This window comes from Aquibium microcysteis, from assembly GCF_014495845.1.
GTDB lineage: Bacteria > Pseudomonadota > Alphaproteobacteria > Rhizobiales > Rhizobiaceae > Aquibium > Aquibium microcysteis.
The window spans coordinates 5,322,373-5,340,491 of record NZ_CP061080.1 but is presented as its reverse complement, the minus strand read 5'-3'; the positions used below and the strand labels follow the sequence as shown (position 1 = coordinate 5,340,491).

General features: G+C 68.6%; 16 protein-coding genes and 1 tRNA gene. 11 read left to right on the top strand and 6 right to left on the bottom strand.

The features are described 5' to 3' along the window. Window positions 1–27 precede the first annotated feature (27 nt). Genes IAI54_RS25200 through IAI54_RS25185 form a run of 4 tightly spaced genes read left to right on the top strand, consistent with a single transcriptional unit; the run spans window position 28 to window position 3,633 of the window. Complete coding sequence (locus tag IAI54_RS25200) at window positions 28–849, top strand: ABC transporter permease (RefSeq protein WP_187969795.1); 822 nt, start codon at window positions 28–30, stop codon at window positions 847–849. Next, complete coding sequence (locus IAI54_RS25195) at window positions 842–1,642, top strand: ABC transporter permease (protein ID WP_187969794.1); 801 nt, start codon at window positions 842–844, stop codon at window positions 1,640–1,642. Before IAI54_RS25200 ends, IAI54_RS25195 begins: the two co-directional genes overlap by 8 nt. Beyond that, complete coding sequence (locus IAI54_RS25190; protein ID WP_187969793.1) at window positions 1,643–2,668, top strand: ABC transporter ATP-binding protein; 1,026 nt, start codon at window positions 1,643–1,645, stop codon at window positions 2,666–2,668. Further along, a complete protein-coding gene (locus tag IAI54_RS25185) occupies window positions 2,665–3,633 on the top strand; it encodes a LysR family transcriptional regulator (RefSeq protein ID WP_187969792.1) in 969 nt (322 codons plus the stop codon). The genes IAI54_RS25190 and IAI54_RS25185 overlap by 4 nt, the downstream gene beginning before the upstream one ends. A gap of 27 nt (window positions 3,634–3,660) precedes the next feature. On the opposite strand, the gene asnB is transcribed toward IAI54_RS25185, so the two are convergent. Together asnB and IAI54_RS25175 are read right to left on the bottom strand one after the other, a co-directional pair. Continuing rightward, window positions 3,661–5,538: an asparagine synthase (glutamine-hydrolyzing) gene (asnB, locus tag IAI54_RS25180; RefSeq protein WP_187969791.1), complete on the bottom strand. Its 1,878-nt coding sequence runs from the start codon at window positions 5,536–5,538 to the stop codon at window positions 3,661–3,663. A gap of 25 nt (window positions 5,539–5,563) precedes the next feature. Next, window positions 5,564–6,595 carry a sugar-transfer associated ATP-grasp domain-containing protein gene (locus tag IAI54_RS25175; protein ID WP_187969790.1) on the bottom strand — a complete coding sequence of 344 codons (1,032 nt, stop codon included), beginning with the start codon at window positions 6,593–6,595 and terminating at the stop codon, window positions 5,564–5,566. A 166-nt stretch (window positions 6,596–6,761) separates the two neighbouring features. Here IAI54_RS25175 and IAI54_RS25170 point away from each other — a divergent pair, with 166 nt between their 5' ends. Genes IAI54_RS25170 through IAI54_RS25160 form a run of 3 tightly spaced genes read left to right on the top strand, consistent with a single transcriptional unit; the run spans window position 6,762 to window position 10,223 of the window. Continuing rightward, entirely contained in the window at window positions 6,762–7,934 is a 1,173-nt protein-coding gene (locus tag IAI54_RS25170; protein ID WP_187969789.1) for a hypothetical protein, read from the top strand. Beyond that, window positions 7,931–9,163: an ATP-grasp domain-containing protein gene (locus IAI54_RS25165; protein WP_187969788.1), complete on the top strand. Its 1,233-nt coding sequence runs from the start codon at window positions 7,931–7,933 to the stop codon at window positions 9,161–9,163. Before IAI54_RS25170 ends, IAI54_RS25165 begins: the two co-directional genes overlap by 4 nt. A 13-nt stretch (window positions 9,164–9,176) precedes the next feature. Further along, a complete protein-coding gene (locus IAI54_RS25160; protein WP_187969787.1) occupies window positions 9,177–10,223 on the top strand; it encodes a GNAT family N-acetyltransferase in 1,047 nt (348 codons plus the stop codon). Window positions 10,224–10,556: 333 nt separating this feature from the next. On the opposite strand, the gene IAI54_RS25155 is transcribed toward IAI54_RS25160, so the two are convergent. Further along, entirely contained in the window at window positions 10,557–11,633 is a 1,077-nt protein-coding gene (locus IAI54_RS25155) for a hypothetical protein (protein ID WP_187969786.1), read from the bottom strand. A gap of 103 nt (window positions 11,634–11,736) precedes the next feature. Between IAI54_RS25155 and IAI54_RS25150 the strand changes: the two genes are divergently transcribed. From IAI54_RS25150 to IAI54_RS25140, 3 genes are all read left to right on the top strand, one after another. Next, on the top strand, window positions 11,737–13,314 hold the full coding sequence (locus tag IAI54_RS25150) for an AMP-binding protein (RefSeq protein ID WP_210321171.1): 1,578 nt from the start codon (window positions 11,737–11,739) through the stop codon (window positions 13,312–13,314). Then, a complete protein-coding gene (locus IAI54_RS25145) occupies window positions 13,311–14,597 on the top strand; it encodes a Mur ligase family protein (protein WP_187969784.1) in 1,287 nt (428 codons plus the stop codon). The genes IAI54_RS25150 and IAI54_RS25145 overlap by 4 nt, the downstream gene beginning before the upstream one ends. Window positions 14,598–14,735: 138 nt before the next feature. Next, window positions 14,736–15,509: a glycosyltransferase family 25 protein gene (locus tag IAI54_RS25140; protein ID WP_187969783.1), complete on the top strand. Its 774-nt coding sequence runs from the start codon at window positions 14,736–14,738 to the stop codon at window positions 15,507–15,509. A 4-nt stretch (window positions 15,510–15,513) separates the two neighbouring features. Here IAI54_RS25140 and IAI54_RS25135 read toward each other — a convergent pair whose 3' ends face one another. From IAI54_RS25135 to IAI54_RS25125, 3 genes are all read right to left on the bottom strand, one after another. Next, window positions 15,514–16,443 carry a polysaccharide pyruvyl transferase family protein gene (locus IAI54_RS25135; protein ID WP_187969782.1) on the bottom strand — a complete coding sequence of 310 codons (930 nt, stop codon included), beginning with the start codon at window positions 16,441–16,443 and terminating at the stop codon, window positions 15,514–15,516. Window positions 16,444–16,528: 85 nt separating this feature from the next. Beyond that, a tRNA-Ala gene (locus IAI54_RS25130) sits at window positions 16,529–16,604 on the bottom strand. Between the two features lie 152 nt (window positions 16,605–16,756). Next, window positions 16,757–17,134, bottom strand: coding sequence for a TIGR02300 family protein (locus IAI54_RS25125; protein WP_187969781.1), 378 nt, complete (start codon window positions 17,132–17,134; stop codon window positions 16,757–16,759). A 280-nt stretch (window positions 17,135–17,414) separates the two neighbouring features. Here IAI54_RS25125 and IAI54_RS25120 point away from each other — a divergent pair, with 280 nt between their 5' ends. Next, window positions 17,415–18,116 (top strand): SDR family oxidoreductase, encoded by a 702-nt coding sequence (locus IAI54_RS25120; protein ID WP_187969780.1) that lies wholly within the window; start codon window positions 17,415–17,417, stop codon window positions 18,114–18,116. Window positions 18,117–18,119: the final 3 nt, after the last annotated feature.

Genomic DNA, 18,119 nt, shown 5'->3' with positions numbered 1-18,119 from the left:
GCCGGGGCCGCAGCGCGATTGCACCACATGACAGACCGCCGCGAAACCTGGCTCCTCCTGCTTCCCGGGCTTGCTCTCCTGGTCCTGGGCTTCGTCCTGCCCATCGCCCGCATGCTGGTCCTGTCGGCACAGGGTCCGGATGGCTACACCACCGAGCATTTCGCGCGGTTCTTCCAGGACTCCTTCTATCCCTCCGTGCTCTGGCGGACCGTCTATCTGTCGGCGCTCATCACCGCCGTCTGCGCGGTCGTCGGTTTCCCGCTGGCCTACATCATGGCGCGCAGCGGGCCGCGCGTCCGGCTATGGCTGGTGATCATGGTCATCCTGCCGCTGATGACCTCCGTCGTGGTGCGCACCTTCGGCTGGATGGTGCTCCTGGCGCGCAGCGGACCGATATCCTCGACGCTGCGCGATTTCGGCCTCGTCGGCCGCAGCTTCCAGCTCATGCACACCGAGACCGCCATCGTCCTCGGCATGGTGCAGGTGCTGCTGCCCTTCATGGTGCTGTCCCTGCTCGGCGTCATCATCCGCCTCGACCCCAGGCTGGAAGAGGCAGCCCGCACGATGGGATGCAGCTTCCTCCAGACGATGCGCAGGGTGGTGCTGCCGCTCGCCGCACCCGGCCTGCTTGCCGGCTCCATCCTCGTCTTCACGCTCTCGGCCTCGTCCTTCGTGACGCCGGCGCTTCTCGGCGGCCCGCGGATCGAGATGCTGGCGGGATCGATCTACAAGAACGTCACGCAGACGCTGGACTGGAACTTCGCGGCGGCGCAGGCGGTGATCCTGTTCGCCGGCATCGCGCTTCTGCTGATCCCCTACCTCCGGCTGGGGAGGCGCGCGCATGGTTAGGGCGGTTCCCGGCTGGCTGCGGATCGCGGCTTTCGTCTTCGTCCTGCTGGCGGCGGTCTTCATGCTGGCGCCGCTCGTGGTCGTCATGGGCGTCTCGGTGTCGGAGAGCCAGTTCGTCGCCTTCCCGCCGCAGGGCTTCACGTTCCGCTGGTACGGGAACGCGCTGGGTTCCCCGGCCTATCTCGGCGCCTTCTGGCTGTCGCTGAACCTCGCCGTCCTGGTGACCGTCTCGGCCACGCTGATCGGCGGTGCGGCCGCGATCGGGCTCTCGCGCGGCCGGCGATCGGGCGGAGCGGCCGAGACCTTCTTCCTCTCGCCCCTCGTGCTGCCCTCCATCGTCTTCGCCATCGGCCTTCTGATGCTGTGGAGCGCCGTCTTCGGTGCCACTTCGTTCAACGCGCTCTGGCTTGCGCACACCGTGGTAGCCATCCCCTACGTGATCCGCACGACGCTCGCCGTTCTGGCGGAGCGCGACCCGTTCCTGGAGGAGGCTGCCCGCACCATGGGTGCCACGCGGCTGAAGCGGCTCTGGTTCGTCACCCTGCCGCAATGCCGGCCGGGGCTGCTGGCCGGGGCCTTCTTCGCCTTCAACATCTCGTTCGACGAGGCGGTGCTGTCGCTCTTCCTGCGCAATCCCAACCTCACCACCCTGCCCGTGCAGATCTACGGCCAGCTCGAGTTCTCGCCCGATCCGACGGTCGCGGCCGTCTCGACGCTGATGATCCTGATCACGGTCGCGCTCATGCTGATCCTTGAGCGGATGCTGGGCCTCACCCGTTTCGCGAGTGGCTGAATGTCCGATCTGACGCTGACCAACATCACCAAGTTCTTCGGCAAGGTCGAGGTCCTGCGCGGCATCGACCTGACGATCCGCTCCGGCGAGTTCGTGTCGCTGCTCGGCGCGTCGGGCTGCGGCAAGACCACCCTGCTGCGGATCGTCGCCGGACTGGAGGGCGTCAGTTCAGGCAAGGTCGAGATCGCGGGAACGGACGTCACCGGCCTGCCGCCGGAGAAGCGCGACATCGCGATGATGTTCCAGAGCTACGCGCTGCTGCCGCACATGAGCGTGGCGGAGAACGTGCGCTTTCCGCTCCGGATGCGCCGCGTCGGCACGCGCGAGGAGCAGGACGCCAGGGTGAAGGCCGCGCTGGAGACGGTGCAGCTCACGCATCTGGCCGACCGCGCGCCGCGCCAGCTGTCGGGCGGACAGCAGCAGCGCGTCGCACTCGCCCGCGCCATCGTCTCCAAACCGAAGGTGCTGCTGCTCGACGAGCCGCTGTCCAACCTCGACGCCCGCCTGCGCGAGGAGATGCAGGTGGAACTGATCGAGATCCACCGCCGGATCGGACTGACCACGCTCTTCGTCACCCATGACCAGGACGAGGCGCTGTCGCTGTCGGACCGGGTGGTGCTGATGAATGCCGGCGCGATCGAGCAGCAGGCGCCGCCGCGCGAGATCTACGACGCGCCGGCGACGGCCTATGCGTCGTCCTTCCTGGGCGCCGCCAACCTCGTGCCGGCCCGGATCACGGACGGCACGGCGCGGCTTGCCGACGGACAGGCGCTTCCGGTCGCGGCCGGTTCACCCCACGGCAAGGCCACGCTCGCGCTTCGGCAGGAGAATGTCGACTTCCTCGACGAGGGCGGCCTGATCGCGACGGTGATCACCCGGGTCTATCTCGGATCGCGCAACCGCTACATCCTCGATCTCGCCGGCCAGACGATCAGCGTGCTGGCGCCGGCGTCGGTGATGCTGGAGCCGGGATCCCAGGCCCGCATCGGCATCGCGCCCGATCGCATCCGGATCCTGCCGGGATGAGCGAGGAGGAGCGGCCGCCCACCCGTGCCGGCCGCGGCCTGCAGGTCCGCAGCGTCGACCTGCGCAGCTTCGTCGTCCTGTCGCGGACACGGCATTTCCGCCGGGCGGCGGAGGAACTGGCCACCAGCCAGCCCGCGATCTCCGCCCGTATCGCCGCCCTGGAGGAGGAGCTGGGCTGCCGGCTGATCGAACGCGGCGACGGCGCGTTCCGGCTGACGGAGGCCGGCGAGCGGGCGCTGGAAACCTTCGAGACCGTGCTCGCAGAGCTCGACCGGCTGGCGGCACGGCTGCGGCGCGAACCGGAACCGGTGGCGGCGACCCTGCGCATCGGCGCGATCGACACCGTGGCGGCGACGTGGCTGCCCGGCCTCATTGAGACTCTGCACGCCCGCTACCCGCACCTGCGGGTGGAACTGACGGTCGACGGCACCAAAGCCCTGGCGCTAGGGCTGAAGAAGGGCTTCTTCGACATCATCTTCGCCATTCAGCCCGTGGTCGACGAGGGGTTCCGCAGCTTCACGGCCTGCGTGCTGCAGATGGGCTGGGTCGGCTCGCCGCGGCTGATCAACCCCGACCGCACCTACACGCCGCAGGATCTCGCGGCGATGCCGATCATCTCCTTCCCGAAGGACTCGCCGCCGTTCCAGATGGTGGCGCCGTATTTCCACGACGAGCAGGTGCTGGCGTCGAAGCTGACCTCCTGCAACTCGCTCTACGCCATCGTCAGCCTGATCCTCGACGGCTTCGGCGTGGCTGCGCTGCCGTCGGTGGCGATCCGCCGCGAACTCGCCAACGGCCGGCTGGTGTCGATGAAGGTGACGAAGCACTTCCCGTCGATGCCGGTGGTCGCGAGCTATCAGGCACTGACGCACCACCAGTTCATCCGCGCCGTCGTCGACGAGAGCCGGCGCGCGGCCGCGCTCTTCTGCGCGGCGGCGAAACCCGGCACGGCCTGGGTGGAGTGAATCCGGCGGCCAGACCGGCCCGCCGTGTCAGCCGACCGCGCCGCGCTCCGCCGCGGCAGCAACCAGCGCCTCCCCGGTCTGCTCGGGAGACACGCCCCAGCCATAGATGCGGCCGAAGATCTCGTGGCCGACCAGGCGCGTGCGCATTGCCCCGTCCGCCGCGCAAAGGCCGACGATCCGCTCCGTCTCGGCCCGGCTCCAGGCCATCAGATCCCGCAATGCGCCGCTCCTCAACGTCGATTCGGTTCCCGCGAAATAGTCGCTCGACACCGGGAAGCCCTTTTTCCGCGCCAGGATGTTCTCGCGCGGAAGGTATTTCGAGGCCACCTCCTTCAGCAGCCATTTGCCCCGACCCTGCCTGCGCTTGAAGTCCGGATGGAGGTTGAGGGCGAAGTCGATGACGGCGTTCTCCAGGAACGGCACCCGCAGTTCGACGGAGGAGGCCATGGAGATCCGGTCATGGCGGTGGATGATGCACCCCATGTGCCCATAGAGGTCGAAGATCCCGTTGCCGGCGAACACCTGCGCATAGACCGGAGACACCGTCGAGAGCGCCTCGAGGATCGCCTCGGGCGCCAGGATGTGCTGCGCGAAGAGCGAGGCCGACAGGATCCGATGCTCGACCGTGCCGGAACCGGCGAAGGCGTTGGCGAACGGCATCGTGGCGATCCGCCTCCTGCGGCGTTCGCGGGCGCGGCGCGTCGGACCGAAGGCGGCGAGGACGTTCGCCCACCGGGCACGGCCGGCGGAGACGGCATGCCAGCCGTATCCGCCGAAGAGTTCGTCGGATCCCTCGCCCGTCAGCAGCACCTTGACGCCGTCCTGCCTGCATTGCCGCGTCATGGCCAGCAACGCCGCGGTGGAGTTGCTGAGGTTCCCGTTCTCGACGTGGTAGATGGCCGTCGCGAGATTGCGCAGGTAGGTCTCGCGGTCGAAACCGACCCGCTGCAGGGGAACTCGGAGGCGGTCGCACGTCCGCTGCGCGCCCTGCGCTTCGCTCACGCCCGTGTCGGGCGCCACGACATAGGCGTGGAAGGGATCGACGAATTCCCGGCTCAGTGCCGTGACGAGCCCCGAATCGACCCCGCTGGAGCAGGCGGTGGCGAGCCTGACGTCGGAGACGCAGTGAAGCCCGACGCTGGCGCGCAGGAGGTTCTCCAGTTCCACCTTCGCCTCTGCGACGGGCCGATGCCGGTCGCCGAGGCGTTCCGTCTCGATGGCGGCGAGGGCATTCCAGAAGCTGCCCTCGCGAATACCCTCGCCGTCGACGCGCCAGCAGGCGCCCGGCGGCAGCCGGCGGACGTCGGCGAAGGACGAGAGGTGCGCGTCGACGTCCTGGAGCGCAAGCGACAGCGTGACCGTCCGCGTGTCGATCCGCGTGCCCACTCCGGATGCGCGCAGCAGCGCCTTGTCTTCCGAGGCAAACAGCAACCGGTCGCCCCTGCGGACGACGGAGAGGCCCTTGATTCCCAGCCGGTCCCTGCACAGCCAGAGCACCCGTTCGCGGCGGTCGAAATAGGCGAAGGCGAACATGCCGGTGAACCGCCGGACGGCCGTTTCCACGCCCCATTCGTGCAGCGCCCGCAGCACCACCTCCGTATCGGTCCCGCTGAGGAAGCGGCCGCCGGCGTCCTCGAGTTCCCGGCGAAGTTCCCGGAAGTTGTAGACCTCGCCATTGTAGGCGAGCACGCCGGAGCCGTCGGCGGTGACGGCCGGCTGGAGACCGCGGTCGGAGGTGTCGATGATCGCGAGACGGCAGTGCCCGAGCATAAGGCTGTCGCCCGACCAGTAGCCCTCGCCATCCGGGCCGCGGTGCCGGATCGCCGCGATCATGGTCCGAACGTCGTCGTCGTCGACATCCTGCGTTCGCTCGGCAAAGCGCCAGACGCCGGCAATCCCGCACATCGATGCTCTCCCCCGTGTCCAATCGTCAAAACATCCGCATTTCCGTCAGGATTGCGCGCTTGGCTTCCGTGTCCAGCAGCGGCACCGCGCTCTGGAGAACGTCGATACCGGGAAGCGTATTGATCTCGACCACGGTGATCCCATCGTCGCGGATCGCGACGTCCCATCCGGCGATGCCTGCGCACGGGAGGATCGCGGCGAGACCGGCGACCGTATCGCGCAGCAGGCCCCAGTGAGGCAGCGTCTCGCCCGCCACCGGTGCTCCGCTCTCCGGGTGGCGGTCGCTGAGCGTGCGTTCGAACCGGTCCTCGTCGAAGCCGACGCAGGGGCCGACCGTCCCCGTGGTGAGATCGATCGACGATGTCGTTCCGCCGCGACCGCTCTGAAAATTGTCGGTCGGCGCCGTCCGGCTGGTGGCGCATTTCAGGACCGCGCCGAGGACGACCGCCCTGCGGTCGACGAAGGAGGTCGCGGTCATGATGCGAACGGTGCTGACGGCACCCGGAAAGATCCGGCGCGTCCAGGCCGACTGCTCGATCACGCCCGACACCGTGAACGCGATCGGCTGTTCCGCCAGCCAGGCCCGGAAGCCTTCGTGATCGACCCGCACCCCGTTGATCATCACGCCGTCGCCATCCTGGGCGAGATGGAAGGCGCCCACTCCCTGTCCGGCATCGGCTGGCTTGACGAAGAGCGGCCGGCCCGGCTGCAGCAGGGACGGGATTTCTGCACGCGTCCGCTGGGGCCGATCCGGGCCGCCGATCTGCACCAGCCGCTCGCCGGCGACGTAGTGGGTCATCGGCGGGGCAGCCTCGGGACAGACCCTGTCCAGCCAGAGCTTCTGCGAGATCTTGTTGTGGAGCGCGGCGTAGAGCATGCGGTTGTAGTAGGCGCGCCGGCGATAGAAGCGCGTCTGGCGCAGATAGGCTCCCGACGCGCGAACCTCGGGCGGGAGCAGCGCGATCGATCGCGATGGGTGACCGCTCGCCAGCGCGCGCAGGCGCCAGAGGGGACCGGGGACCGTCCGCCGGAACTCCTCCGCCACCAGATCCGACAACGAACGAAGTCGCCCCGCTATCCCCATGGCGGCATCTGATCACAACGGCTGAAACCCCGCAATCATCGCCGGGCGCCGCGAACCCTTCCCGGAATGGTGATTGGTGGAACTGCCCCGACATAGTATCAGGGTCATCGCACCTGGAGGATCGTCATCCGGCCGCCGCATGAGAAGCACCCGTACCCTGACCCTTGCCTATGCTGCGCCCTCTCCCGCAGCTGCGATCGATGGCTCGGCGCTCGCCGTGCGGCTGAGATGCGGGGGATACGACGCGGCGATCCGCTTCGAGGCGGCCGGCGCGAGGCTCGCGGCGTCGGGGGACGCCCTCCTGTGCCTCGGCCTCGTTCCGGCGATGGAACTCGGCGTCGACCTGCGCATCGACGACGAGGTCGACGAGGAACTCCTCGACCACGCCAGCGAGATCCAGTCGCTGTTGTGCACCTGGTATCCCGGCTACGGCAGGATCGCGGTGGACGCCCGGCCGGTCCGGCGATCCCATCCCGCCGGTCGCGAAACCGGGCTGTTCTTCTCGGGCGGCGTCGATTCGGGCTATTCGCTCGCCACCGCGCGCGAGCGGATCTCGGCACTGGTGACGCTTGTCGGAGCAGACGTCGACCCGGCGGACCAGCCCCGCGTCACGCGACTGAAGACGGTCGTCACGGACGTCGCAGACCAATTCGGTATGGGTCGCATCGTCGTCACCACCGACATCCGCTCGGTGTCCGATCGGCTGATAGGCTGGGTCGAGTATCACGGTGCGGTGCTGGCGGCGGTGCGGCACATGCTGGCGCACCGGTTCGAGAACCAGATCATCGCCTCCTCGGCCGACGAGTCCTCCTGGACCCGGCGCTGGGGCTCTCATCCGGCACTGGACGTCCTGTGGGGCACCGCCGGGGCGCGCGTGGAGCATCACGGCCTCGTGCACCGGCTCGCCAAGGTGCAACGGATCGCATGCGAGCCCGTCCTGATGGAGCATCTGCGCGTCTGCAACCGCCGCTTCGAGCATTGCGGCGTCTGCCACAGCTGCCAGTTCATGCTCGCCGCACTCGACGTGCTCGACATGCGCGACAGGGCGCCGACCTACCGGCACCTGACGTCGAGGAAGCGGTCGCTGAAGGTGACGGGCGAAGGCTCGCAGTCCGACATGCGCAACTTGAGGGCAGCGGCGCAAACTCATGGCGACGACGACATCGTCGCGGCCATCGACGGGGCACTGAAGCGGTACCGTCGCGAAAAGCTGCTCAACCGGATCCTCCCGCTGACCGAAATCGCCCGCCGGTTCAAGCGGTTCAAGCGGCAGCGGCGATTCATGGCGCGGGTGGGCCGCCCGTCCCCATGACACCGCCGACGCTCGATGCGCTCTTCCCGCCCGGCACCTTCCTCGCCCCCCGACGCGAGGACGACGGCCCGGCATGGGCGCCGGTCGAGCCGCACATGACGGAGTTCATGACGGCAAATCTCGTCGCCTGCGCGGGCGGGCTGCCGATGCTGGTCCAGAAAGCCGCCATGTCGCCCACCGGACTTGCGGCCATGGAGCGCTGCGGCGTGCGCGTCGGCTCGGCCATCGAGGTCTACGGCTCGCCGGACGACTACCGGCGTGCCGTCGGACGGCGCCAGCGGCGCGGCGAGACCGCCGCCTACGTGCATGGTCCGGCAGGCGGACCAACCCAGGAGGGGCCGACGCTCGTGGCGCCCGAACTGCTCGCGTTCCTGAACGACAAGCGCAACGTCGCGCAGCTGGCCGGTCCGGAAAACGTTCCTGCACGCAGGCTCGTCGATCTGACCGATCCGGTCGCGCGCGCGGGGCTCAGGCGCCCGATCGTGCTGAAGGTGGCGACGGGCGGCCCGAGTGCGGGCGGGACGGACGTCGCCATCTGCCGGAGCCGGCGGCATCTGCGGCGCGGGCTGTCGCGCTTCGCCGGCGCCGAGGCCGCCATCGCCGAAAGCCTCGTCGACGCTGCCCAGAACTGGTGCCTCCAATATGCGGTGATGGCCGACGGGACCGTGCTCGACATCGGGGCCTCGGAGCAGATCTGCCTGCGCAACGGCGTCCACGCCGGCAATCTCCTCGACGGCGACGTCTCCCCTCCGCCCGCAGCGACGGCGCTCGGGCGGGCGATCGCGGCGAAGGGAAGCCAGCTCGGATTCCGCGGCATCTGCGGCTTCGACATTCTGGTCGATCGTGGCGGGAAGCCGTTCGCTATCGATCTCAACTTCCGGCCGGTGTCCAGCACGGCCTTCGTCCACGAGATGCTCCGCCGGAAGGAGCACCCGGGCGCGGAGCGCATCGCCCGGCTTGCCTTCTGCAGGGCGAACACGTCGCTCGCGACCATGATGGAGCGGTGCGAACCGGGATTGCGCGACGGCTGGCTGGTGCCGCTCGCCACGTTCGATCCGGAGCATGGCGGACTGGGCCCTGGGCCTGCACGGCTGCGCGTGGCGATCATGGCTGCCGACAGGCGCACGCTGCACGGCCGCGAGGCCTCGCTGGCCGCCTGCGGGATCGAGTTCTTCCGCACGCCTGCTCGCCTGGACGGGTTCCTGGCGAGACTTCGCGCACTCTTCTGACATGGAAAGCGGCATGCGCGTTCCCGGGGGCATCGGGTGGGAGATCGTCAGCGACGAAGGGGGGCTCGACCGGCTCGCCGCCGAATGGGAGGCCCTCGACGCCCGGTGCGCGTCGGAAGGCTTCTTCACGCGGATGGAAATACTGCGCGCGAACTGGGAGAGGTACAGGAAGGATGGCCGCACCGCCCTGCACGTCGCCGCCATCCGCGACCGCGGGCGCCTTGTCATGGGAATGCCCATGATCAGGCGCCGCGAGCTGTTCGGCACGCATTCGCTGCTCTGGCTGGATTCCAGGACGCCCTTCTATGACGGGCTGCTTCTCGATCCCGCGATGGAGACGGCCGCCGCGGCCGCGGTGCTGCTCGATGTCCTCCATGCGTCGCTCGCGACGCGGATCTTCAAGGTCGGCTTCGTCCACGAGGGCACGGCGCTCCACCGCGTCCTCGACGCGGCCGGCATGCCCCTGGTCCGCAAGGCGGAAGCGGCCAGCCTCGACATCGCCGGCTACCCGACCTTCGAGGCCCATCTTGCCGCGATGCCCGCCAGGCGCCGCCAGCAGATCGGCAATTTCGGCCGCCGCCTGAGGAAGGCAGGTGCCGGACCGGTCCATGCGGTCACCGACCCGCAGGAGCGGTCGGCCGAGATCGCGCGCCTGTTCGCGCGCAAGCGGCAGTGGGTCGAGGAGGAGGGATTGTCGGACTGGATCGTGCCGGCCGCGACCGAAGCCTGGTTCCAGCGCATCGCTGCCCGGGAGGACGCACGCAACCGGACCCACCTCCTGCGACTGGCTTCCGGGGAAGACTGGATCGCGAGCATCCTCGCCTTCGAGCGCGACGGGACGCTCTACCTGTCGAAGATGGCACACAACCCCGCCTGGGAGCGGTTCTCCCCCGGCTGGGTCCTGCTCGCCGAGGTGGTGCGCTTCGCGATCGAACGGAGGCTGGGCAGCATCGACTTCATGATCGGCAGCAGCGCCTGGAAGAACCGGCTGGCAGACCGGCATCGCGCCGTCTTCGGCTGCCGCGCGAACCTCCTGCCCTGGCGCCGGCGCCGCGGTTGAAGCAAGTCTCCCGACAGCGGGCACCGGTTTCGGGCGAAAGACATGCGCGAACACCAGGATCTGACGCCTGCGGAGCGAATCCGAAAGAGCGCGAAATGCTTCATACCAGCGGTCTTTTCGATTGACCCACGGCGCTGCCCCTCATCCGCCTGCCGGCACCTTCTCCCCCCAAGCGGGGAGAAGGAGGCACGGCCGCGACATCGGCACCAGGTAGGCGACCTTTGCGACCCGCGAAGCCGTCGGTGACGGCGTTCTTCTCCCCGTGTTACGGGGAGAAGGTGCCGGCAGGCGGATGAGGGGCGGCGCGAGGGTCGAAGGTAAAGGCCAGTAGTATCAGGTGGAGCCCCGCGGCGACCCGAACATGCTGCGGCCGAGATTGCCCATCACCAGGTATTGTTCAGGCGCGCGGCGGACGTGCTCGAAGAGATGGTCGCGGGCGGTCAGCGCCAGTGCGGCCATGCGGGCGTAGTCCCGCTTCGCCGCGCTGCTTCGGGCGCCGTCGGACGTGCCGTCGGAGATCGGCCGGATGGCTGCTTCGAACCGGCCGAAGGGTTCGGTCTCCACGATGGCCATCGAGAAGAACGGCGTGGCGCGGCGCGCGACGATCGAAAGCGGCGCAGTCGGCATGCTGACGTGGCCGCGGGCGCCGATCGGCATCTCGAGGAACATCGCTCCGGCGTGGACGTTGTTGGTCAGGAGGATCAGCTCGCCCTGGTCGAGAAGCCCGACGATCTTGCGCGTGACGGCCGCGCCGCTCTCGCGGTCGAAGATGATCCGGCCCTTGAGATAGCGGTCCTCGGCGCGCCTCAGCACCGGATTGTGGGTGAGGTTGCCGACACGGGTGCTGGTGAAGCCGTGATAGGGATCGCTGATCTGGATCGCTTTGAAACCCTGCTCCCACAGCGCGCGCTTGCCGGCAAGCGTCTGGAACGCGAATTGAGACGCCCAGACGATCGCCCCCCTCCCTCGGTCGAGCGCCTGGCGGAGTTGCTCGCTGCCCGACACGTCGATCGGCGAATTCCTCCGCGGCGCGACATGATCGAGCGCCAAGCCGAAGCGGCGTCGCGCCATCACGTCGAGGTGCGATCGGAAGGAAGCCTCGACGATCGCGTCGTCGTCCACTCTGAGGACCGCGGCCATGGCACGGGCGTAGTCGGCATAGTGCTTCCTGCGCTTGCGCTCGTAGCGGAGCCCCGATGAGAAGCGGCAGATCGAGGGCCAGGATCGTGCCGGAAGTAGTGCGGCCGCTGCAGCGGCACCGAGCCCGAGGAGTTCCCGGACGTCCTGTTCCGAAAACCGGCGGATCCCTGCATCCTCCAGACGCGTTCTCTTGTAGAAAACCACCTGCGATCCATGTTCGCCGGACTGGATTTCTTCCATGGCTTCGTAGGAGAAATAGCGATCCGCCATCGTTACTGGCCTGGCAGCTTCTTCTGGTTTCAACTACTCGTCGTTTCGGATCGGTGTTGCAAGAAACGGTCTGTCTCGAATGGACATGGACATGATGCGAGACATGAGCGAAGCCATCGTCTGCCCTTTCCTGCCTGCGATCACGGACGCGACCGCTTCCAAGACGGCACTGCTTTCGCCGGGCCGTCAAGCCTGCTCGCACCAGCATCTCGCAGCCGCGGTCGCCGGCACGGCGGCACGCCTTGCCGCAGCCGGCGTGAAACGCGGCGACGTCGTGGCACTGTCCATGCCCAACGGACCCGAAACGGCGATCCTCTTCCTGGCTGTCGCCACCATCGCGACTGCGGCGCCGCTGAACCCCGCCTATCGGGAAGCGGAACTCGCCTTCTTTCTCGACGATCTCGGCGCGAAGCTCCTCATCTGCCCGCGTGAGGGTTTCGAGGCTGCCAAATCCGTGGCGCAGGCCCGCGGGATAGGGATCGCGGAAGTCGTGTTCGACGGCGGCGCCTGCGACGCGCTCTCCGTCGATCTGCCTCCGGCGACGCCGGGCACGACCGCGGACCGCAACGGGACGGATGACGTCGTTCTCCTTCTGCATACGTCGGGGACGACGGCCCGGCCCAAGCTCGTCGGGCTGACCCGTGCCAACATCGAGGCGTCGATCCGCAACATCGTGGCGACGCTGCGCCTCGGCGAAGACGACGTCGGCCTGTCGATCCTGCCGCTGTTCCACATCCACGGGCTCGTCGCCACGCTCTGCGCGCCGCTCAGGGCCGGTGGCGCAGTCGTCTGCACCGAGGGATTCGACGCCATGAAGTTCTTCCGCTGGCTCGGCGACTTCTCTCCGACCTGGTATTCCGCCGTGCCGTCCATGCACCAGGCGATCCTGCAGCGCGCACGACGCAACGCCGCGGTCGCTTCGGCGACGCGCCTGCGCTTCGTGCGATCGTCTTCGGCCGCACTCGCGCCGGCCACGCTGGAGGGGCTGGAGCAGACCTTCGGCTGCCCGGTGGTCGAGGCCTACGGGATGACGGAGGCTGCGCACCAGATCACCAGCAACGGCCTCGACCATCGCAGGCCGGGCTCGGTGGGAAACATGACGGGAACTGGGGTGCGGATCGTCGACGCGGCATGGGAGGACCTTCCCGCCGGATCGGTGGGCGCGATCGTCATCCGCGGCGACAACGTGCACCGCGCCTACATGAACGCACCCGCCGCCAACGAGGCGTCGTTCCGCAACGGCTGGTTCGACACGGGCGACCAGGGCTTTCTCGACGCCTCGGGGTGCCTGACCATCACCGGCCGGACCAAGGAGATCATAAACCGCGGCGGCGAGAAGATCGCGCCGCTGGAAATCGACGCCGTGCTGGCGCGCGACCGGCGCATCGCCGAGGCGATCGCCTTCGCGGTGCCGCACCGGTCGCTGGGAGAGGACGTCGCCGTGGCGGTGGTTCCGGCGGAGGGAGAGACGCTGAACGCGCAGGATGTCCGGTCGGCGCTCGGCGAGGTGCTGGCGCCGCACAAGGTGCCGCGTACGGTCGTCTTCCTCGATGCCATCCCGAAGGGTCCGACCGGGAAGATCCAGCGCCTGAAGCTCGCCGAGCTGCTCGGCCTCGCCGGCGATCCTGCCGCCACTCCGGACGGCGGCGAGGCGGACCCCGCTCCGGCGGTGTCCCGGTGACCCGTCAGCAGCGCTATCGCGGCCGGACCGACGGCATCCTCGCAACGCTCGTCCCGCGCGATGCTGCGGTTCGGCGCGCCATCCGTTTCGTGCGGACGAAATGGCGGCTTCCGCTGGCAAACCTGCTGCGGCGGAGAGCCCGGTTCGACGCGGTGATCGGCGTGACCGGCAGCGCGGGCAAGTCGACGACGTGCCGTCTGGTCGCTTCGGTGCTGGCAAAGGCCGACACCGTTCACCTCGGCGTCGGCATCAACACCCCCGACGGCATCCGCCGGCGCTTCCTCCAGGCCCCTTCCGGGGCGCGATACTGGGTGCAGGAGATCAGCGGCCACGAGCACGAGGCCATGCGTTCCTCGCTCGCCTTCGTGCGCCCGACCCTCGGTGTCGTCACGACGATCGGCATGGACCACATCGCCCACCACAAGTCGATCGAGGCCATCGCCGAGGCCAAGGTGCAACTGGTCGAGGTCCTGCCGCCCGACGGCATCGCGATCCTGAACGCCGACGATCCGCTGGTCGCGGCCATGGCGGCGCGCACGAGGGCCAGGGTGATCACCTACGGGCGGCGGGAGGGGGCCGACGTCCGGCTCGTGTCGCGTTCGAGCGGCTATCCGAGGCGCCTCGCCATGCAGCTGCGCGTCGACGGCGAGGACATCCAGGTTCCGACGCGGTTCGTCGGTGCGCGCTGGGAGACGAGCGTGCTGGCCGCGATGGCTGCGGCGCATGCGCTCGGCGTCGACCTGCAGGCGGCGGCCGCGGCGATCGGCGCGGTGGAGCCTGAACCCTTCAAGGATCAGGTGGAGGTTCATGCGGGGGTGACCTACATCGTCGACGCGCTCAAGGCCCCCTACTGGACGATCGCGTCGAGCATCGAAATCCTCGCATCGGCCGAGGCGGAGCGGAAGCTCATGCTCTTCGGCACGATCTCCGACTATCGCGGCACGGCCCGGACGAAATACGTCACGGCTGCGAAGGAGGCGCTGGCCGAGGCCGAGATCGTGATCTTCTACGGTCCCCATGCCGAACGCGTGAGCCGCCTGAAGCCGACCTATCCCGGCCGGCTGTTCACCTTCGATGACTTCAACGTCCTGATGGCCTTCCTGGACGAGACCCTGCGTCCGGGCGATCTGCTCTCGATCAAGTCGTCCGGCGCGGACCATCTCGAGCGCGTCGCGCTCGATCGGTCGAAGCCGGTCGCCTGCCGCCTGTCGGATTGCCGGCGACTGTTTTCGTGCGGTCACTGCAAGCACCTCTACCGGGAGCCGCGCCGCAATGTCTTCTGACCGGACGACGTGGCGCGCGTCCCGCCCGGGCGGGAGAGTTCATTCCACCCGGCCGGTTGCGGCGACGCCCGCCGCCGATCCGCGATCGCCTGTCGAAACGGCGGGGAGACCCGGTCCGGCATGCGGGAGGTCGCTTCCATGAAGACGCCGGCCGCCCCCGCCTACTTCATCAACCTCGATCGCCATCCCGAGCGGCGCGAGGCGACCGCAGCGCAGCTTCGGGCGGTGGGGATCCGTCACACTCGGATCTCGGGGATCGACTATCGCGACCTCGACGGCGAGACGATCCGCCGGGCGGTCGATCCGGCTCCGCCGCTGCCGTTCAAGCGGGTGCTCAGTCCGGGAGAAGTCGCCTGCTTCCTGTCGCACCTGAAGGTCTGGCGCCTGATCGCAGACGGGACCGACGAGCTGGCCTTCGTCTTCGAGGACGACGTGTCGTTCACCGCGGGTGCGTCGGATGCCCTGGTGGCGATCGAGGAGGGACCGCGCGACTGGGACATGGTGCGGCTGTTCTGTCCCAGGCCGGTCCGGTCCGAGGACGTCCGGACGCTGCACGGCCGGTTCAGGACGGTGCTGTCGCGCAAGTACCCGATGTCGACAATCGCCTACGCCGTCACCCGGCAGGCTGCAGCGCGTCTCGCTGCGACCATGGTTCCCTTCGGTCAGCCGGTGGACATGGCGCTCAAGTGCTGGTGGGTGCACGGCCTGTGCACGCGCATCGTCGTTCCCTCCGCCTGCGAACCGCGGACCGACCCTTTCTCCGCCAGCACGCTGGACAGCAACCGCGAGACGCACAGCCGGACGGGTCCGGTCGCCCGATTCGCGGCGAACCTGCGCTACCAGTTCGCCATTGCACGGATGCGACGGCTGCATGCGGGCGACTTCCCGCGGCGCAGCCGACTGCAGCGATGAACGGTCAGGCCCGATCGGCGCCGATCGAGACCCGCGGCAGGATTTCCGCCCACGTCTCGACATAGGAGCCGACCTTGCCGGTGGCATTGTCGCGGGCAAGGACGGTCCGGCCCATCGTGGAGGCGAGAATGACGCCGTGCAGCCGATCGGTCACGACGGTCCTGCCGCGTCCGAGCAGATCGCAGGCCAGGACGACCTTGCGGCGGGCGATGCCGTCGAAAGCGGCGAGCCGCAGCCGGTGAAACGGAATGATGGGCGCAGCCTTGCCGATCCGGTTGATCCACCGCAGCGACCCGTCGTCGCTCCAGTCGAACGATGGTTCCCCGGCGGGCTGGCCGTCGGACGCGCCGCGGCGGGCCTCGCCGTCGCGGCGCCTCAGCGCGATGGTCTCCCGAACCGGCTGGACGGCGGGCGGCGTCAGGCCATGGGCGGTGTCCGGGCACAGGCCTGCCTCGATGCCGTACGCCTGCGCCAGCACCGTCCGGCTGTGATGCTCCCGCGCGAGGACCGTCAGACGCGCGCAGCGCCGCAATACGCTCCCCGCCTGCGCCGACAGGTCTCGATCCGCCGCCGGGTCGGCAGCATCGGCGACGCTCAGCGGCAGGAGGACGATCGTTTCGTCCCGCAGTGCGTCGAGAGCGCGCAGCCGCAGGCGGTGGTGGCGCGCATAGAGCGATCCGAAATTGCCGCCGCCCAGGAAGAAGATCGTGCCGCCCGCGACGGCCTCGCGGCAGCGGGCGGCGTCGAGATGGCGCAAGGTGGAGACGTAGGACGGCGGGCGACCCGTGAGTTCCGCGAGCAGCGTACGCGCGCCGCACCAGATCGCGGCGTCGCCGGGATTGGCATAGCCGGGATAGTCGACGATGGCATAGCGGCCGTCCGGGACGTGATCGCCGAGCACTCGTCGAAGAACGTCCTTCGCGGACTCCGTCATCGGCTCATCCGTTCCCCGGCGACGGCTTCGCGGGCCTCTCCTGCGGGTCGACGGATTTTGTCGGTCTGCTCGTGATCCGGTTTAATGGTGGAGCCAAGGGGAGTCGAACCCCTGACCTCTTGAATGCCATTCAAGCGCTCTCCCAACTGAGCTATGGCCCCACGCTCCGGCTTTCGCCGGGACCCGCCCTTTCGGGGGGAAGACTGCGCCGGAAGGGACCGGCGCCGAACGTGTTGGCGGCTTCTATATCCGCCCGTTTGCAAGATCAAGCCCGTACCGTTCGCTTTTTTTCGGTCGGGCTCGAAAGGGTCGATCAGACCTCGTCGTCGTCCTCACCGCCGACGCCGATGATGTCGGCGACGTCGTCGTCCTCTTCCTCGTCGTCGGCCAGGAAGGTGTCGTCGTCATCGCCGAGATCGACGTCCTCGTCGTCGTCGAGATCCGGGAGGTCGCCGCCCTTGGTTTCCTCGTCGGCATCCTCCAGCGACACGATCTCGGCGCCCTCCTCGGCATCGAGCTCCTTCGTCTCGACTTCCTCTTCCTCCTCGCGGACGGCCGAGCCACCCTCGAAATAGGACCGCGCATAGGTCATTCCCGTGTAGGGCGACACGATCGGGTCCTTGTTGAGGTCGTAGAACTTCCGCCCGGTCTCGGGGCAGATTCGCTTGGTGCCAAGTTCGGGTTTCGCCACGGCCTAGCCTCGTCGGGTGGTGGAGCCGTACCGACCGGCGGGCGCGCCGCAAGCCGCCGGGTACGGGCGTTGCTTCCTTGAAAGATCGGTCCCCATAAACACAGATCATCGTCCTGTCAAAGGCTAATCAGAAGTCTTCCGCAGCGTGTTTTCGGGCTCGAAGCAAGCAAGATGCGGCACGGGTGACCATGGGCGGAAGCCGTGCTAGGGAAGCCCGCGACACGCTGGCGCGGCGCGGTGCGGATCGCGACCGGCGGAACGCCCGGAGGGAGACGCTGCCATGTCCGCCAAAGTCGCCATGATCGTCGCCGGCGGGTCCGGCATGGGGGCCGCCGCCGCGCGCAGGCTCGCCGCAGACGGTTACGCCGTCGCCATCCTGTCCTCGTCGGGCAGGGGAGAGGCGCTGGCGGCCGAACTCGGCGGGCTCGGCTTTACCGGCTCCAACCGCGAGCCCGACGACCTGAAGCGTTTCGTCGACCTGACGCTCGACCGCTTCGGCCGGATCGACGCCGTGGTCAACGGCGCCGGGCACGGGCCCAAGGGGCCGCTGCTCGACATCTCCGACGCCGACTGGCAGCTGGGCATGGAATACTACCTGCTCAACGTGATCCGCATGACGCGACTGGTGACGCCTGTGATGCAGGCGCAGAAGACCGGCGCGATCGTCAACATCGCCACCTATGCGCTTTTCGAGCCCGAGGCGCTGTTTCCCACCTCCGGCGTCTTCCGCGCCGGCCTCGCCGCCTTCACCAAGCTCTTCGCCGACCGGTACGCCGCCGACAACGTCCGGATGAACAACGTGCTCCCCGGCTTCATCGATTCCCTGCCCGAGAAGGAAGACCGCCGCGCCCGCATTCCGATGGGCCGCTACGGGACGGTGGACGAGGTGGCCGAACTGATCCTGTTCCTGGCGACGGAGCGGTCGAGCTACATCACCGGGCAGAACCTGCGGATCGACGGGGGGATCACGCGGAGCGTATGAACG

Bases quoted from the DNA above. Each gene is read 5' to 3' on its own strand.
- asnB (WP_187969791.1), bottom strand. From the start codon at position 5,538: ATGTGCGGGATTGCCGGCGTCTGGCGCTTTGCCGAGCGAACGCAGGAT.
- IAI54_RS25190 (WP_187969793.1), top strand. From the start codon at position 1,643: ATGTCCGATCTGACGCTGACCAACATCACCAAGTTCTTCGGCAAGGTC.
- IAI54_RS25150 (WP_210321171.1), top strand. From the start codon at position 11,737: ATGAGCGAAGCCATCGTCTGCCCTTTCCTGCCTGCGATCACGGACGCG.
- IAI54_RS25195 (WP_187969794.1), top strand. From the start codon at position 842: ATGGTTAGGGCGGTTCCCGGCTGGCTGCGGATCGCGGCTTTCGTCTTC.
- IAI54_RS25160 (WP_187969787.1), top strand. From the start codon at position 9,177: ATGCGCGTTCCCGGGGGCATCGGGTGGGAGATCGTCAGCGACGAAGGG.
- IAI54_RS25140 (WP_187969783.1), top strand. From the start codon at position 14,736: ATGAAGACGCCGGCCGCCCCCGCCTACTTCATCAACCTCGATCGCCAT.
- IAI54_RS25155 (WP_187969786.1), bottom strand. From the start codon at position 11,633: ATGGCGGATCGCTATTTCTCCTACGAAGCCATGGAAGAAATCCAGTCC.
- IAI54_RS25185 (WP_187969792.1), top strand. From the start codon at position 2,665: ATGAGCGAGGAGGAGCGGCCGCCCACCCGTGCCGGCCGCGGCCTGCAG.
- IAI54_RS25165 (WP_187969788.1), top strand. From the start codon at position 7,931: ATGACACCGCCGACGCTCGATGCGCTCTTCCCGCCCGGCACCTTCCTC.
- IAI54_RS25135 (WP_187969782.1), bottom strand. From the start codon at position 16,443: ATGACGGAGTCCGCGAAGGACGTTCTTCGACGAGTGCTCGGCGATCAC.
- IAI54_RS25200 (WP_187969795.1), top strand. From the start codon at position 28: ATGACAGACCGCCGCGAAACCTGGCTCCTCCTGCTTCCCGGGCTTGCT.
- IAI54_RS25120 (WP_187969780.1), top strand. From the start codon at position 17,415: ATGTCCGCCAAAGTCGCCATGATCGTCGCCGGCGGGTCCGGCATGGGG.
- IAI54_RS25170 (WP_187969789.1), top strand. From the start codon at position 6,762: ATGAGAAGCACCCGTACCCTGACCCTTGCCTATGCTGCGCCCTCTCCC.